This is a genomic window from Parabacteroides sp. 20_3 (assembly GCF_964238835.1).
GTDB classification, from domain to species: domain Bacteria; phylum Bacteroidota; class Bacteroidia; order Bacteroidales; family Tannerellaceae; genus Parabacteroides; species Parabacteroides distasonis.
This window is the reverse complement of record NZ_CAXSNO010000004.1, coordinates 259,321-274,848: the sequence shown is the minus strand read 5'-3', so window position 1 is coordinate 274,848 and position 15,528 is coordinate 259,321. Positions and strand designations below refer to the sequence as shown.

General features: G+C 48.3%; 14 protein-coding genes and 5 tRNA genes. 13 read left to right on the top strand and 6 right to left on the bottom strand.

Annotation, left to right across the window (positions count from 1 at the left end; translation table 11 throughout):
* Positions 1–5: 5 nt before the first annotated feature.
* Both gltX and ACESPU_RS10335 read left to right on the top strand, forming a co-directional pair.
* Positions 6–1,523 carry a glutamate--tRNA ligase gene (gltX, locus tag ACESPU_RS10340; protein WP_005867230.1) on the top strand — a complete coding sequence of 506 codons (1,518 nt, stop codon included), beginning with the start codon at positions 6–8 and terminating at the stop codon, positions 1,521–1,523.
* Between the two features lie 2 nt (positions 1,524–1,525).
* Positions 1,526–2,761, top strand: a complete 1,236-nt coding sequence (locus ACESPU_RS10335) for a 3-deoxy-D-manno-octulosonic acid transferase (protein ID WP_008773682.1) — start codon at positions 1,526–1,528, stop codon at positions 2,759–2,761.
* Positions 2,762–2,895: 134 nt separating this feature from the next.
* On the opposite strand, the gene ACESPU_RS10330 is transcribed toward ACESPU_RS10335, so the two are convergent.
* From ACESPU_RS10330 to ACESPU_RS10305, 6 genes are all read right to left on the bottom strand, one after another.
* A complete protein-coding gene (locus ACESPU_RS10330; protein ID WP_048927520.1) occupies positions 2,896–4,299 on the bottom strand; it encodes a C1 family peptidase in 1,404 nt (467 codons plus the stop codon).
* 27 nt (positions 4,300–4,326) lie between these two features.
* Complete coding sequence (locus ACESPU_RS10325) at positions 4,327–5,445, bottom strand: carbohydrate-binding family 9-like protein (RefSeq protein ID WP_008773681.1); 1,119 nt, start codon at positions 5,443–5,445, stop codon at positions 4,327–4,329.
* 36 nt (positions 5,446–5,481) lie between these two features.
* Entirely contained in the window at positions 5,482–6,675 is a 1,194-nt protein-coding gene (locus ACESPU_RS10320) for a serine hydrolase (RefSeq protein WP_087342498.1), read from the bottom strand.
* Between the two features lie 157 nt (positions 6,676–6,832).
* The gene (locus ACESPU_RS10315) at positions 6,833–7,348 is read right to left on the bottom strand and encodes a gamma carbonic anhydrase family protein (protein ID WP_005854163.1); all 516 of its coding nucleotides are present in this window, start codon (positions 7,346–7,348) and stop codon (positions 6,833–6,835) included.
* Positions 7,349–7,358: 10 nt separating this feature from the next.
* Entirely contained in the window at positions 7,359–9,146 is a 1,788-nt protein-coding gene (locus tag ACESPU_RS10310) for an aminopeptidase P family protein (protein WP_122144593.1), read from the bottom strand.
* 44 nt (positions 9,147–9,190) lie between these two features.
* Positions 9,191–9,826, bottom strand: coding sequence for an HU family DNA-binding protein (locus tag ACESPU_RS10305; protein ID WP_048927694.1), 636 nt, complete (start codon positions 9,824–9,826; stop codon positions 9,191–9,193).
* 401 nt (positions 9,827–10,227) lie between these two features.
* On the opposite strand from ACESPU_RS10305, the gene ACESPU_RS10300 reads away from it, so the two are divergent.
* The 11 genes from ACESPU_RS10300 (at position 10,228) to ACESPU_RS10250 (ending at position 15,514) form a co-directional block, all read left to right on the top strand.
* Complete coding sequence (locus ACESPU_RS10300) at positions 10,228–11,085, top strand: hypothetical protein (protein ID WP_008773678.1); 858 nt, start codon at positions 10,228–10,230, stop codon at positions 11,083–11,085.
* 14 nt (positions 11,086–11,099) lie between these two features.
* The gene (gene mtnA / locus ACESPU_RS10295; protein ID WP_122114761.1) at positions 11,100–12,137 is read left to right on the top strand and encodes an S-methyl-5-thioribose-1-phosphate isomerase; all 1,038 of its coding nucleotides are present in this window, start codon (positions 11,100–11,102) and stop codon (positions 12,135–12,137) included.
* 84 nt (positions 12,138–12,221) lie between these two features.
* Positions 12,222–12,413: a 30S ribosomal protein S21 gene (rpsU, locus tag ACESPU_RS10290; protein ID WP_005854174.1), complete on the top strand. Its 192-nt coding sequence runs from the start codon at positions 12,222–12,224 to the stop codon at positions 12,411–12,413.
* 73 nt (positions 12,414–12,486) lie between these two features.
* A complete protein-coding gene (locus tag ACESPU_RS10285; RefSeq protein ID WP_121961750.1) occupies positions 12,487–13,395 on the top strand; it encodes a tyrosine-type recombinase/integrase in 909 nt (302 codons plus the stop codon).
* Positions 13,385–13,684 (top strand): ribosome hibernation-promoting factor, HPF/YfiA family, encoded by a 300-nt coding sequence (hpf, locus tag ACESPU_RS10280; protein ID WP_008778704.1) that lies wholly within the window; start codon positions 13,385–13,387, stop codon positions 13,682–13,684. The genes ACESPU_RS10285 and hpf overlap by 11 nt, the downstream gene beginning before the upstream one ends.
* A gap of 93 nt (positions 13,685–13,777) precedes the next feature.
* Positions 13,778–13,851, top strand: a tRNA-Thr gene (locus tag ACESPU_RS10275).
* A 19-nt stretch (positions 13,852–13,870) separates the two neighbouring features.
* Positions 13,871–13,953, top strand: a tRNA-Tyr gene (locus ACESPU_RS10270).
* 44 nt (positions 13,954–13,997) lie between these two features.
* Positions 13,998–14,070: transfer RNA gene (locus ACESPU_RS10265), tRNA-Gly, on the top strand.
* Between the two features lie 10 nt (positions 14,071–14,080).
* Positions 14,081–14,152: transfer RNA gene (locus ACESPU_RS10260), tRNA-Thr, on the top strand.
* A 49-nt stretch (positions 14,153–14,201) separates the two neighbouring features.
* Entirely contained in the window at positions 14,202–15,389 is a 1,188-nt protein-coding gene (gene tuf, locus ACESPU_RS10255) for an elongation factor Tu (protein WP_048927526.1), read from the top strand.
* 52 nt (positions 15,390–15,441) lie between these two features.
* Positions 15,442–15,514 (top strand) — tRNA-Trp (locus tag ACESPU_RS10250).
* Positions 15,515–15,528: the final 14 nt, after the last annotated feature.

Here is a 15,528-nt window from a genome sequence, read left to right as displayed (position 1 = left end):
GTATTATGACTCAAAGAAAAGTAAGAGTACGCTTTGCGCCTAGTCCTACGGGGGCGCTGCATATCGGAGGTGTCCGCACGGCTTTATACAACTATTTATTCGCTAAACAGAATGGCGGTGATATGATTCTCCGTATCGAGGATACGGATTCCCAACGCTTCGTTCCCGGGGCGGAAGACTATATCATCGAGGCCTTGACTTGGCTAGGTATCAAGTTCGACGAGGGCGTGAGCTTCGGCGGCAACTACGGCCCGTATCGCCAGAGCGAGCGTCGTGAGATCTACAAGAAGTATGTCGATCAATTGCTGAACGATGGCCATGCTTATATAGCGTTCGATACGCCTGCCGAGTTGGAGGAGAAACGGAAGGAGATCGCCAATTTCCAATACGATGCCTCTACCCGTTCGCTAATGCGCAACTCGTTGACACTTTCCCCTGAAGAGGTTCAGAACCTAATCGAGTCCGGTCATCAGTATGTGGTTCGTGCTAAGATCGAGCCGAATGAGGATATCCATGTGAATGACTTGATCCGTGGCGAGGTCGTTATCAACTCCTCTATCTTGGATGATAAAGTATTATATAAATCGGCTGACCAATTGCCTACTTACCACTTGGCGAATATCGTTGACGACCATTTAATGGAGGTTACCCATGTGATCCGTGGTGAGGAGTGGTTGCCGAGCGCGCCGCTTCACGTATTATTATATCGTTTCTTCGGTTGGGAAGATACGATGCCTAGTTTCGCCCACCTGTCATTGCTGTTGAAACCGGAAGGTAATGGTAAGTTGAGCAAGCGTGACGGCGATCGTCTGGGCTTCCCTGTATTCCCCTTGGAATGGCACGATCCGAAGACGGGTGATGTCTCATCGGGCTATCGTGAGAGTGGCTACTTCCCCGAGGCTGTCGTAAACTTCCTCGCTTTGCTGGGCTGGAATCCGGGTAATGATCAAGAGGTGATGAGCATGGATGATTTGATCCGTTTGTTCGACCTGTCTCGTTGCAGCAAGAGCGGTGCTAAGTTCGATTATGAGAAAGGCAGATGGTTTAACCACCACTATTTGCTGGAGAAGAGTAATACGGAGATCGCTGACCTATTCTTGCCGATCGTGGAAAGCCACGGTATCCAGACTACCCATGCTTATGTAGAGAAAGTAGTCGGCATGATGAAAGGCCGTGTCAATTTCGTGAGTGAGTTATGGGATCTTTGCTCTTTCTTCTTTATCGCCCCGACGGAGTACGATGAGAAGACTCGCAAGAAACGCTGGAAGGAAGATTCGGCTGTTCAATTGGGTGAGTTTATCGAGCAATTGCGTGCCCGTGAGCCGTTCGACGTAGAAGGTACCGAGAACGAGTGCAAGGCTTGGATCGAGAGCAAGGGATATCATTTGGGGAATATCATGAACGCCGCCCGTCTGGCCTTGGTTGGCGAGGGCAAGGGCCCCGGCATCTTTGATATCACCGAGGCTTTAGGTAAAGAGGAGTCTATCCGCCGTATCCAACGGGCTATCGAGATATTAAAATAATCATGTACAGTTTAGCAATACATCTCTACGCTTTTGTAGTCGCTTTGATCTCGCCTTTCCATAAAAAGGCGAGACTGATGCGATTCGGGCAATGGAAAACAAATTCCATACTTCGTGAGAAGATCGACCGGAACGCTAAATACATCTGGTTCCATGCCTCCTCGCTGGGCGAGTTCGAGCAAGGGCGTCCTATGATCGAGAAGATCAAGGCGGAACATCCGGAGTATAAGGTGTTGCTGACTTTCTTTTCTCCCTCTGGCTATGAGGTACGGAAGAATTACAAGGGAGCGGACGTGATCTGCTACCTTCCTTTCGATACGCCTTTCCGGGTGAAGAAGTTCCTGAATTTGGCGAACCCGGCGATCGCCATATTTATCAAGTACGAGTTTTGGGGGAACTATTTGCGTGAGTTGCGGAAGCGGGGAATACCGGTTTATATCATTTCCGCTATATTCCGCCCCGACCAGCTATTTTTCCAATGGTTCGGAAAGCCGTACCGGAAGATGCTATCTTATTTTAATCATCTTTTTGTTCAGGACGAGCGTTCGATGAAACTCTTGAACGAGTTCGGTATCACGAATGTGACGGTGACCGGCGATACCCGTTTTGATCGGGTGTTGGATGTCCGTAAGCAAGCTCGTGAGCTTCCGTTTATCGAACGTTTCTTGGAAAGCAAGGAAGGTAAGAGGCCGATCGTGATGGTGGCCGGCAGTTCATGGCCGCAAGACGAGGCGATCTTTATCCCTTATTTCCATGAGCATCCGGAGATGAAGTTGATTATCGCCCCGCATGAGATTCACCGGGAACATCTCCTTTCTATCGAGGCGATGCTAAAACGTCCGTCCGTCCGTCTATCGGAGGCGCATGAGGATGATCTGGCCGATAAGGATTGCTTGATCATCGACAGTTTCGGACTCTTATCTTCCATTTATCGCTATGGACAGATCGCTTATATCGGTGGTGGTTTCGGAGCGGGTATCCACAACACGTTGGAAGCCGCCGTTTATGGGATGCCGGTCTTATTCGGCCCGAGATACCATAAGTTTAAGGAGGCGAAGGATCTGATCGCCGTAGGTGGTGGTTTCTCCATCACAGACGATTCCTCTTTCCGAACGAAGATGGACGAGTTATTGACCGACCCGACAGCCTTGGAAACCTCCGGGCAAGCTGCCGGTGATTTTGTGAAAAACAGTGTAGGAGCGACGGATCAGATCTTGCGGCAAATCCATATCCGTTAATAGATAAAGCCGGGTTTGCTATTCGAGTGATTGTATGCCCAGACTCTTTTGATATAGCAATGGAATACGGATGAGATAGATGTACGGATTGGTAATTGAACGATTCGCGTTGTCTATCTCATCCGTGTTTTATTTTAATCCTCTTCAGCGAACATCGGGTCCCAAGCGGGAAGGCGAGTCGGTGTTTGTTTCAAGATCTCTTTTACTTGATCCGTGATGTACTTCTTGTTGACTACCAGACGGAACATATACTCATTAAACCATTGGTCTGTCATGATGAGGTGGCCGGCGTTCGCTCCGGGGCCCCAACTATTCTCAACCATCCATTTCTTCGGCTTTCCATTCGCGTCGAGGTCAACTGCCATCAAGGTCATGGCGTGTGAGGAACCGCTGGCGAATGTTTGGATACGTTGTTTCTTATCCATGCCGAAAGTCGTACCCATCAGTGAACCGTAATCGTAGAAGTTTACATCCAGAATACCTCTGTCACGATCGAAGAACTTGCCTACGTCGCAAGAGAAATACATCATGGTGCTGTCCTTGATGGAAGCGATAGCCATTTGTTTGATATCCTCGATCGGCAGGTTTACGTAAGTCCAGTTCTTGCCATCGTAAGCGTGGCGGTCGTAATCGATCTCATACAGCTTATAATAATCGCGGCTCGGATCGTTCATCAACATGACATAGTTGTTTTTCAAATCGTCCCCGATATATTCTTGGAAGAAGGACTGAGGCGTATATTCCTTCGTCTCTACCGGATTCCCTTTAGCGTCTTTGCGAGTCCACGTGAATTTCGTAGGCGGCTCTCCCAAGTTCAATACGAGCATACGGTAAATCGTACCTAGCATCTCTGTTTTCTTTTTCTCCAGATCCGCTACGGTCGTGCCTTTGGTCGTAGACAGGTCGCGAAGTTGCAAGCCGTATTCTTTCAGCTTTAATCCGATCAGGTTGCTCATGCGTCCGGTACTGTTGCTACTGTTGGTCTCTACCATGACCTCGGCGGGAACCACGCCATACTTGGTCAAGATATCGGAGACACCCGTGAACTGCCCTCCGTCTCCGATCGGGTTCTTGAACAGCCATTCCACCATCTTGTCGTCCATCGGTTTCAGACGAGTATCGATGATGCCCTGTAAGAAAAGGTTCGCTTTCTCCAATTGATCCCAGAAGAAAGAATAATTCTGGGAGAATTGGAATTCACCCATGTCGTATTTATGGATCGCCTGCGCACGGAATACGTTCAATCCCGTGAAAAGCCAGCAACGGCCCGAGGAACGTTGGTTGGAGATCCCTTTGCTCTCTACCTTATTGGAGAAGTAAGTATCCAAATTGTTCTTGCTCTCCCCATTAACGGCAAGCTTGTTGATGTCGTTATTGGTGATCGCGTTACGGATCGCCTTATCGGCCGGCGTTCCTTGATAAGACTGTTTGATTTGCTGCAACATCGTGGGTGAGATGCCTCCACCGCTTTGTTGTCCGTGAGCCGATAGCGTGATGCCTAAAGCCAAGGCCGCTATCCATAAATTGTTTTGTTTCATGATATGTAAGTTGATTAATAAATTATGTTATTTCTTTTTAGGCCATACCAGACCGTCTTGCCGGATATTCCATACCGTACCGTCCGATGTGGGTAGCGATATCTCGTACATAGAAGGTGTCGTATGTATTTCCAGTTGATTGGCGATCTCTTGCGGGCATAGCTCGTTTGCCTTCAAGTCGTTGATGTTATCGGCATAATGCCCGAAGGTCGCGGCGAACTCATTCTGACGGTAATATAAATTACGCAAGATCCATTTCGTCTCCTCCGAAGGATGTTTTACGAAAGGAGTCTCACCTTCTCCCGCAATCTTATCCGATATTTGAACATAACCCCAGTATTCGGGCATATGGATATTGATTACCCCGGTAGGAGCCCATACCCAGTTGTACTCGCGAATCTTATCCTCTCCTTGGATAGGGACTTTCACGTATTTACCGTCTTTCACGTCCGTTGTCCATTCCACACGGGAGAAGTTCACACGGATCTGCTCGCCGATTTCCGGCTTTTCTTTTCCTCTGTCCATTTGGAATACGGAAGTCCAAGGAATGAACACCTCTACGCTCCATGATTTATCCGTGTCTTTCGGGTTATTCAGCGTACCGTCCACATAAACAGCGGATTTCATTCCGGCGAACTCCCAGTTATTCAATACTTGCGGATTATCCCGGTAGGGGCGGGTTAAGAACAAGTCCCATTCCGTACCCAAGGCGTTCACCTCGTACTCTAGATAATTATGGGTGTCGTTCGTAGGATTCAGGAAGATCTCGAAGTCGTTGTCATGGAAGATCACGGCGTCGTGTTCCGTGATGGTCGCCCATACGTGCGGCTCCTCCATAAGGACGGCGAAGTACATTCCGTTATCATCGTAAGTCATCTTGGCCCGGGTCTGGAAGTGAGGGGCCGGGCGTTTGTCGCCTTCGATATCCACGAAGTCGCTGGTCCAAGGTATTGCGTCCCATTCCCCGGGAGAAAGCTTTCCGTCGATCTTGATAGGAGCGGGGGCCTTGTAGCAAACATACGTCGGCGGATTGAACGGTGGTTGCGGCATATACGTGATGTCCGGTTTTTGCGTACTGGGTTTCTGTGCGCAAGAAAGCAATAAGAGTGCCGCCAATGGCGCTGTCGTTAAAATCGTTTTTCTCATGTGCGTTTATTTTTAGATCGTTTGATAAATAGATTCTTATTGAAGTAAGTCCATCGCCGCGTCCAACCATGTATTTATATCGTCCGGATAATGTTGGTCGGCGGTATAAGTATCGCTGCGTTTGTGCCCGAGTCTTACGATCACGGCGTTCTTTTCCGGGAGCGTGAAGACGTATTGCCCCAAGATTCCTCTCATATAAGGGATCTTCATCCCTTTGTAATCGAGAATCCAGTATTGGAATCCGTAACAATGGTTGGGTTTGCCGAGATCCTTATAGACAAGACGGGTATCGGGGCTTGTCGCTTCCGCCAGATAAGCGGGAGAGATCAATTGCTGGCCATCCCATTGACCGTTGTTGAGTAATAATTGTCCGAAGCGGGCGAAATCACGGGCGTTACTGTTGAAACAGCAATAGGCTTTTTCCATGCCGTCCTTCCGGTCGAGGCTCCAAAGGGCGCTTTCCTCGGCGTGCATCGGAGTCCATAGTTTGCGGGATACATAATCGCTGAGTTTCTCCCCGGTAGCCTTCTCCACGATAAAGCCCAGCAGTTGTGTCACGCCGCTTTGGTAGATAAAGTTTACGCCGGGCTCGTCGATCTCTTTCATCCCGAAGGCGATTTCCTGTAGGTCATCGCCATAATACAACTGGGTGGTAGGAGAGAAAGGAGAGCTGTAAGCCTCGTCGAAATCCACGCCGGCGCTCATGGTCAGCAAATGGCGAAGCGTTAGGGCTTTTCCGTCGTATCCCTTGAATTCCGGGAAAAAGTCGCTTACCGGTTGATCGACATTGCGGATAAATCCATCGTCGATAGCACAGCCGATCGCTAACGAGACGATGCTTTTCGCCATCGAGAAGGAATTGCTATGCGATTCCGGGGAATAATCTTCCCAATATTGCTCGAATAGCAGTCGATTGTCTTGGATGATTACATAGGCAACCGTACCCAGTTCCTCAAACCGGGGAAGATAACGCTCTGGAATACTTTTCGTATTGTAAGCTTCCGATAGTTCCCAAGGGCGGGGCGAACCTGCCTGTACGACCCGGTTCTCGAAAATCGGATATTGATCGATCTTGGGTAATAAATGAGTAAGCGCTCTGCGCAAATAATAATTGGAGGGTAACGCTAGATACCCTCCGATTCCTACTATAAAAATAAACACTATCCATCTCACGCTTCGAGACAAATAGTGTTTATTGTTTTGAATTCCTTTATTTGAATTATTTTTCATGTAACCACTTTTTGCCTGAAGGGGTATACGTGTAAATTAAGCCTATTAGGCAAATAATCCCGACAACTCCAAGAAAGATTACTAACTCCATATTATTGTCCCTTTTTTCATAGATACAAATATATGGTTTATAATTCAAATAATCAAATACATGCTATTATTCTTTATACCAAGAAGAATACATATGATAGTTCTTGGCTATCTTTTGGTTGATCTCCTTCGCTTGCTCGGGATCAACCTTCTTGACGAACTTAGCGGGAACTCCGGCGTAGATACTGCCCGGCTCGACGATCGTCTTGCTTAATACTACGGAACCTGCGGCGATGATCGCTCCCTCGCCTACTACGGCGTGATCCAATACCACGGAGCCCATTCCGATCAAGGCGCCATTGCAAATCTTCGCCCCGTGGATCGTTACGTTATGGCCGATGGATACATCATCGCCGATCTCGATCGTCGATTTCTCATATAAGGTGTGAAGGACGGAACCATCCTGTACGTTTACGCCGTTGCCGATGCGAATCGAGTTCACGTCGCCGCGAAGCACGGTGCCAAACCAGATACTGCAACCTTCACCGATCTCTACGTCACCTATAATCGTGGCGTTGTCTGCTAAAAAAGTGTCTTTACCGATCTTCGGGGTAAAGCCACGAACGGATTTAATTAATGCCATTTTTAGTTGTTTAAATTTCTGTTGTTTTCTCTTTCAGCCAAGCTTTCTCCTCCTCGTTCAAGAACGGGCTGATCTTGTCGTAGACCATTTGGTGGTACTTGTTCAGCCAAGCGTGCTCGCGGACAGAGAGCATGGGGATGATAATCAAGCTCGTGTCGATGAAACAAAGCGTCAGCGTATCGAATCCTAGGAATTTCCCGAATTCCGTCTCGCTGTCCTCACGTACCAAGATCATGTTCTCCGTACGGATACCGTATTCGCCGGTACGATACATGGCCGGCTCGTCGCTGATCACCATTCCGGGCTTCAAGGTCACCGGGTTCTCCTCCATGCGGATGCTTTGGGGGCCTTCGTGTACGTTTAGGCAATGGCCGATACCGTGACCGGTTCCGTGCAAGTAATTGATTCCGGAATCCCATAGCGCTTTACGGGCAAGGATATCGATCTGGGAACCTCGTGTTCCGGCGGGAAACTTGCTTTTCGCCAAGCTGATCGTACCTTTCAACACACGGGTGAAATCCTTTTTCATCTGCTCCGTCGGCTCTCCAAGGGCGATCGTGCGGGTGATATCCGTCGTACCGTCCAGATATTGTGCGCCGGAATCGATCAAAAGCAATCCTTCCGGTTTCAAGGTCGCGTCCGTCTCCGGCGTAGCGGAGTAATGAACGATCGCTCCATGCTCGGCGTAGCCGCAGATCGTGCCGAAGCTATCCATGATGTATTGCGGTTGTTCCGCACGTAAGGCGGTCAGCTTCTCGGCGGCGCTGATCTCTGTAACTTGGGCTCCTTCCGCCATTTGTTTCTCCAGCCAGATATAGAATTTTGTCAAGGCGACACCATCTTTTACCACGGCGTTTTGGAAGCCCTTGATCTCGGTCTCGTTCTTGATGCTCTTCAAGTGGTTGGCGGGGGAGATCCCTTCCACGATCGTACAGCTTCCCGGGATCGCGTCGTATAAGGAGACGTTCGTCTTGTTCATATCCACGAATACCCGGCTGTTTTCCGGTAGGCGGGATAGATACCTCTGGATCATGGAGTATTCGGCCAGCGTAACCCCTTCTTTCTTCAAATGCTCGGTGATCTCGGCGGTCAGCTTCTCCGGCTTGATGAATAGCACGCTCTCATCCTCCGATACGAAGGCGTAGCTGACTACGACCGGGTTATAGGTCACGTCCGTACCCCGGATATTGAATGTCCATGCGATCTCGTCCAAGGCGGCGAGGATCAAGCAGTCGGCGCCCTCGCTCCGCAACTGGTTATTGATTAGGTCTAGTTTCTCGTGCACGGAGGCTCCGCTTAATGCTTCCGGCATCTCGAATATCGGGTTTCCGGGAACGGCGGGACGGTCCTTCCAGATACCCTCGATCAGGTCGGCCGAGGTATCCAGCTTGATTTCTTTACGGTTTAGTTTATTTGCCAAGGCACTCGCTTCGGCGGCGCTATAGGTTTGCCCGTCCAGCCCTACGGCCTGTCCGGCGTGTAACTCATGCAAGAGGAATTCCGTGATAGACGGTGTCTCCGGAAGCGCCAACTTATAGAGTTCGATACCAGAACCTTCCAGTTGGCTGGCCGCTTGCAGGAAATACCGGGAATCGGTCCATAAGCCCGCCTTGTCCGCGGTGACCACGATCGTTCCCGCCGAGCCGGTGAAGCCGGATATCCATTCTCTCGATTTCCAGCGATCGGCCGGATACTCGCTTAGGTGCGGGTCGGAACTGGGTATGATATAAGCGTCAACCTTCTGTTGTCTCATAGCCTCCCGTAGGGCGGCGATACGTTCAGGAATGTTTGTTTTCATCGCATTTTATTTTAGTCAACATTAATACTCGCAAAGTTAATGAATTATTTTGGATTTGTCTCGCCGGAAACCGGCTCTTCTACCTTATAATATAGATGGGAAGTGCCTAGCTTTTCCCACCGCAGTTTCCCTTCCTCTACCAGCCGCCGCAAGTCGAGGGAAGCCTTACTTCTGGAGCATCCGCAGAGCGACATATACTTCTTCTGGTGGATAAAAGGGTTCGTCTCCAGATAACGGAATACCTCTTGCTCGCATTCCTTGGCGGAGGGATACGCGGGATCGCTAACCGTGTACTCGTCACGAAACACCGGCATGGTCTTCAGTCGGTCTCTTAGTTCCTTGGACGATCTGAACTTCACGTCCTTGAAATGGATGGATTCCGCCCGGATCTCATTCTTTTCCATGACGGGCCGGCTTTTCAGTGAGACGCTGAAAGTACCGATCCCCTCTAGCTCCACGTTATAACCGTACATGAGGAAGTCCACCATCATGTCTTGGAAAAGCTGCAAGATCCCTTTCATATCCGCGGGAGAGAAAGAAGACCGGGACTTCGCTCTATTGATGAACTCACCCGTATGTATCGTCCCGCAAGAGACCAAACGAGGATGTAGGGGTAATGACTTCCCGGATTCCTCTGGATTCGGGTTGGGATTTCTGACTAACTTGTAATTTGCTGACATCTGTGCTGTGTTTAAATGGTTATAGATCTTTTGTCCGATTCTTCTAGATCGCTTACTCGTTTCTATAGGCGAGCTTAGCGGTTTCTTCAAGAAGAATTCATCTTTCAACAGCTGTTGCATGATCATGCACCAACTGTTGGACGATCATCTACCATCTGTTGGATGATTGTCCAACGGATGGTAGATGATGAATACTTCAGCTTCAAAGGTACAATATATAAAAGAGAAAAGGGTAAGGATTCCGGATAAAAGAGCTAAAGGTTATGATAAACGTGTATGGGCTCACAGCCTTGTGGTCCACAACCTTGTGAACCGATCCCTTTAAATCAAGTTAAAGATAAGGCACCCAATAGATATCAAGGAATAATTTGCTAACTTTGTAGAAACAAATAAGAAGTGCCATGAGGAATCTGCTTTATCTTTTTGTCTTTGCGGCTCTGCTTCTCGGTTTGAGCGCATGTTCTTCTTATTATTATTCGATGTTGAACTCGAATGACCCCGTCGGGGAGAAGAATGAGAGAGGTGATTTTGTGCAGGAAAACGATACGGTACGTATCTCTTATCGTTTCTGGGGAGAGAACGCCCCGGTTACTATTACCATTTATAATAAATTGGATGAACCCTTGTATGTGGATTGGGGGCGGTCGGCGCTGATTATCGATGACGTGGCTACCACCTACGATCCGAAAGTGGCCTCGGTGAGAGGCGAGAGCTCTAGCGTGGCATCCGGTAGCTCCTTTCATTGGAGCGATAGGAGCAGCAGCGGGTGGAGCTACTCGGAAGGTTCCTTCTCCGGTGATGTGAGTTTGCCGAAGGGCGTTGAGTTTATCCCGCCGCATTCCAAATTAGTCAATACGCCTTTGCAATTAGCCAACTTCCCGTTTAACGAGATCCCGAAGGAAGAGTATGTAAAGGAGCAAATGACAACGAAAGCAAACACCACCGTAAATATCCGAGTGAAGGATTTTACGGAGGAAGATTCTCCGCTGAGATTCCGTAGCTACCTGACGTTGTTCGCCGGAGGGACCAATGGGAAGCCCTTGAAGCATTCCTCTTTTGAGCGGAACTTCTATCTGGCGAAATTGATCAAGGTCGGCGACGTGGCTCCCCAGTATTTCGATGAGGGACAGCAGCAATCCGGCGATTTCTTTTACGTGAAAGAGACTCATGGAGCTACGGCAGGCCTTGTCGTAGGAGCGATAGCGGTTACCGCCGCAGGGGTGGCGATAGAAGCTACGCTGGGTCCCGTGAACTATTAATATATTCATATCGAATGATACAAACTCTATCTGATTTAAAGACCGTGCGTTTCAACGAGCAAGCGGACGGTGTGATCATTTTGGACCAAACTCTGCTGCCGGGTAAGGAAGCGTATCTGACCCTTACCACTGCCGAGGAGATATGGGACGCTATCTATAAATTAAAGGTACGTGGAGCACCTGCTATCGGGGTAGCGGCCGCTTATGGTATCTATGTCTGCGCCCGTCGGATCGATACGGCGGAGAAATCCGTTTTCGTGAATGAGTTTCGGAAGATCAAGGAGTATCTGGCCGGTTCCCGTCCGACAGCGGTGAATCTGGTGGCGGCGCTGAACCGGATGGAGCGGGTATTGGTCGCTCATCCAACCTTGTCTGTCCCGGAATGGAAAGAGCTATTATATAAGGAAGCGATCGCGATCCGGGAGGAAGACGCCGCCGCTTGCCGGCAGATCGGCGAGAACTGTCTGGAGCTACTCCGTCCCGGGATGGGAATCCTTACGCATTGCAACGCCGGACATCTGGCGGTCTCGGAGTATGGCACCGCCTTGGCGCCGATTTATCTGGGGCAGGAGAGAGGCTATGGTTTCAAGGTCTTCGCTGACGAGACCCGTCCTTTGTTGCAAGGCGCCCGGCTCACGGCCTATGAGCTAAGCAGGGCCGGCGTGGACGTGACGCTGATTTGCGATAATATGGCCTCTATCGTCATGCGGAAAGGCTGGGTGCAAGCCGTGATCGTAGGTTGCGACCGTGTAGCCGCCAATGGCGACGTGGCGAATAAGATCGGCACGTCCGGAGTGGCTATCTTGGCCCGGCATTACAAGATCCCCTTCTATGTATTAGGCCCGACATCCACCATCGATAGCTCGTGCCCGGACGGCGATTCCATTGTAATAGAGGAACGTAACCCCGATGAGGTCACCGAGATGTGGTATTCAAGGCGTATGGCCCCGAAAGACGTAAAAGTCTACAACCCCGCCTTCGACATTACTCCCCACGAGCTAATCACGGCTATAATTACGGAGAAAGGCATCTTTTATAAAAATAATCGCTGAAAGTTTTGCTAATCCCGAAACAATCAGTAATTTTGCCGCTCAATTTGAGGATATAAATAATTAAACAATATAACAATTTAAATTATGATCGTAGTTCCATTAAAAGAAGGCGAAAACATCGAGAAGGCGCTTAAGAAATTCAAGAGAAAGTTCGAGAAAACAGGTGTAGTCAAGGAATTGAGAGGCCGTCAGGCTTTCGAGAAACCGTCTGTTACGAAGAGAAAGCAGACTATGCGTGCTATCTACGTACAGCATTTGCAACAAGTAGAAGAATAATTATAGCTTCCGGGCTTGTTTTATTGAATTCTTATTCCTATTTTCGTTGCATGAATGTTGATGCAACGAGAATATGCTGATCGATGACTTTCTAAACTATCTCCGGTATGAGCGGAACTATTCCAATTATACGATTGGTGCCTATTCGAAAGATTTGGACCAATTCCAGAGGTATGTAAGAGAGCATCGAGAAGGTGTATTCGACCCCGGGGAAATCGACTCGGATTTCGTGAGAAGCTGGATCGTCAGTTTGATGGACGAGAAGCTTTCTCCCGTATCGGTAAACCGGAAATTAAGTTCTTTGAAATCTTTTTTTAAGTTTCTCATGAAACGGGGCATTGTCTCCGCGAATCCGTTGAGATTGGTGAACGGTCCGAAAACGAAGAAACCCTTACCTTATTTTATTAAGGATAGCGAGTTGGAGGCGTTGTTGGACGGGGACGGATTTGATGAGGATTTTGAAGGTGTGAGGAATCGGTTGGTCATTGAGATGCTATACGATACCGGGATGCGCCGCTCAGAGTTAATCGGCATACGAAACGTGGATGTGGATTATGAGGCGATGCAGGTCAAGGTAACCGGAAAGCGGAACAAGCAGCGGTTGATTCCTTTTGCGGAGGGTTTAAAAAACTTAATGCTTGCATACACGGAAGTTCGTGATCGTGAGGTTGAGGCAGCCGGTGAATGGTTTTTCGTTCGAAAGAACGGGAACCAGTTGTCGACGGGGATTGTTTATAATATAGTAAAAAAGCAATTGTCGGAGATACCCATGCTGGCGAAACGAAGTCCACACGTGTTACGACATTCATTTGCAACGAGTATGTTAAACAACGGAGCCGAGCTGAACGCTGTGAAAGATTTATTAGGTCATAGCAGTTTAGCGTCTACCAGTGTTTACACGCATACAACCTTTGAGGAATTAAAAAAAGTGTATCATGCTCATCCAAGAGCAAAAAAAGAAGGAGGTTATTATGGACGTTAGAATTCAAGCAATTCATTTCGACGCAACTGCACAGTTGGAGGCGTTTATTCAGAAGAAAGTTTCTAAATTGGAGCAATACTTCGATGGTATTATATTGGCAGAGGTTACATTGAAGGTGGTTAAGCCTGAGACGGTGAAGAACAAGCAGGCCAGTATAATGTTGTCCGTGAAGAACGGGGAATGTTTCGCTGATAAAATAAACGATACTTTCGAAGGGGCGATAGACGATTGTGTTGAGGCTTTGGAGAAGCAACTGGTTAAATTCAAAGAAAAAATCAGAGCCAAATAAAAAAAACGGTAGATAAATTTGGTATGTAAGAAATAATATCTAAATTTGCAGCCGTTTCGCCGTGGTGACGAAACGGCTGCTTTTAGAAGTATCGCCTCTTTAGCTCAGTTGGCCAGAGCACGTGATTTGTAATCTCGGGGTCGTTGGTTCGAATCCGACAAGAGGCTCAAAAGAATGTATTGGAATGGGCAGTTACCAGAGTGGCCAAATGGGGCTGACTGTAACTCAGCTGGCTTTCGCCTTCGGTGGTTCGAATCCATCACTGCCCACACGAATGAAACAAAGGAGAGAATTGGTTGGTTCATTCGGTCTTGCGGAAGTAGCTCAGTTGATAGAGCATTAGCCTTCCAAGCTGAGGGTCGCGGGTTTGAGCCCCGTCTTCCGCTCTTATAAGTTGCCTGTGTAGCTCAGCGGTAGAGCACTTCCTTGGTAAGGAAGAGGTCCCGAGTTCAAGTCTCGGCACCGGCTCAATTGAAAATTGAACATGATCATTAATCAAATAAAGAACAATTAAGTTATGGCAAAAGAGAAATTTGACAGATCGAAACCACATGTGAACATTGGTACGATTGGTCACGTTGACCACGGTAAAACAACTTTGACAGCTGCTATCACAACAGTATTGGCAAAGAAAGGTCTTTCAGAGTTGCGTTCATTCGATTCTATCGACAACGCTCCTGAAGAAAAAGAGAGAGGTATCACAATCAACACTTCTCACGTAGAGTATCAGACTGCAAACCGTCACTATGCTCACGTAGACTGTCCGGGTCACGCCGACTACGTAAAGAACATGGTAACTGGTGCTGCTCAGATGGACGGTGCTATCATCGTAGTTGCTGCTACTGATGGTCCTATGCCTCAAACTCGCGAGCACATCCTTTTGGCTCGTCAGGTAAACGTTCCGAGATTGGTTGTATTCATGAACAAGTGTGACATGGTTGACGACGAGGAAATGTTGGAATTGGTTGAGATGGAGATGAGAGAGTTGCTTTCATTCTATCAATTCGACGGTGACAACACTCCGATCATCCGTGGTTCTGCTCTTGGTGCATTGAACGGTGATCCTCAATGGGAAGATAAAGTAATGGAGTTGATGGAAGCTTGTGATACTTGGATTCCTCTGCCTCCGCGTGAAATCGACAAGCCGTTCTTGATGCCGGTTGAGGACGTATTCTCAATCACGGGTCGTGGTACTGTTGCTACAGGTCGTATCGAGACAGGTATTGTTAAGGTTGGTGAGGAAGTTCAGATCATCGGTCTTGGCGCTGCTGGTAAGAAATCTGTTGTTACAGGTGTTGAGATGTTCCGTAAGTTATTGGATCAAGGTGAGGCTGGTGACAACGTTGGTTTGTTGCTTCGCGGTATCGATAAGAATGAGATCAAGCGTGGTATGGTAATCTGCCACCCGGGTCAGGTTAAAGAGCATTCTAAGTTCAAGGCTGAGGTTTATATCTTGAAGAAAGAGGAAGGTGGTCGTCACACTCCGTTCCACAACAAATATCGTCCTCAGTTCTACATCCGTACATTGGATGTAACTGGTGAGATCACTTTGCCGGAAGGAACAGAAATGGTAATGCCGGGTGATAACGTAACGATCGAGGTTGAGTTGATCTATCCGGTAGCATGTAGCGTAGGTCTTCGTTTCGCTATCCGCGAGGGTGGACGTACAGTAGGTGCAGGCCAGATCACAGAATTAGAGAACTAATTCAAGCATTAGATAATGTTATAGCCAGTCTTTTTAAGGGCTGGCTATTTCTACGGAAGTAGCTCAGTTGGTAGAGCACTGGTCTCCAAAACCAGGTGTCGGGAGTTCGAGCCTCTCCTTCCGTGCTAAAATCTATAGA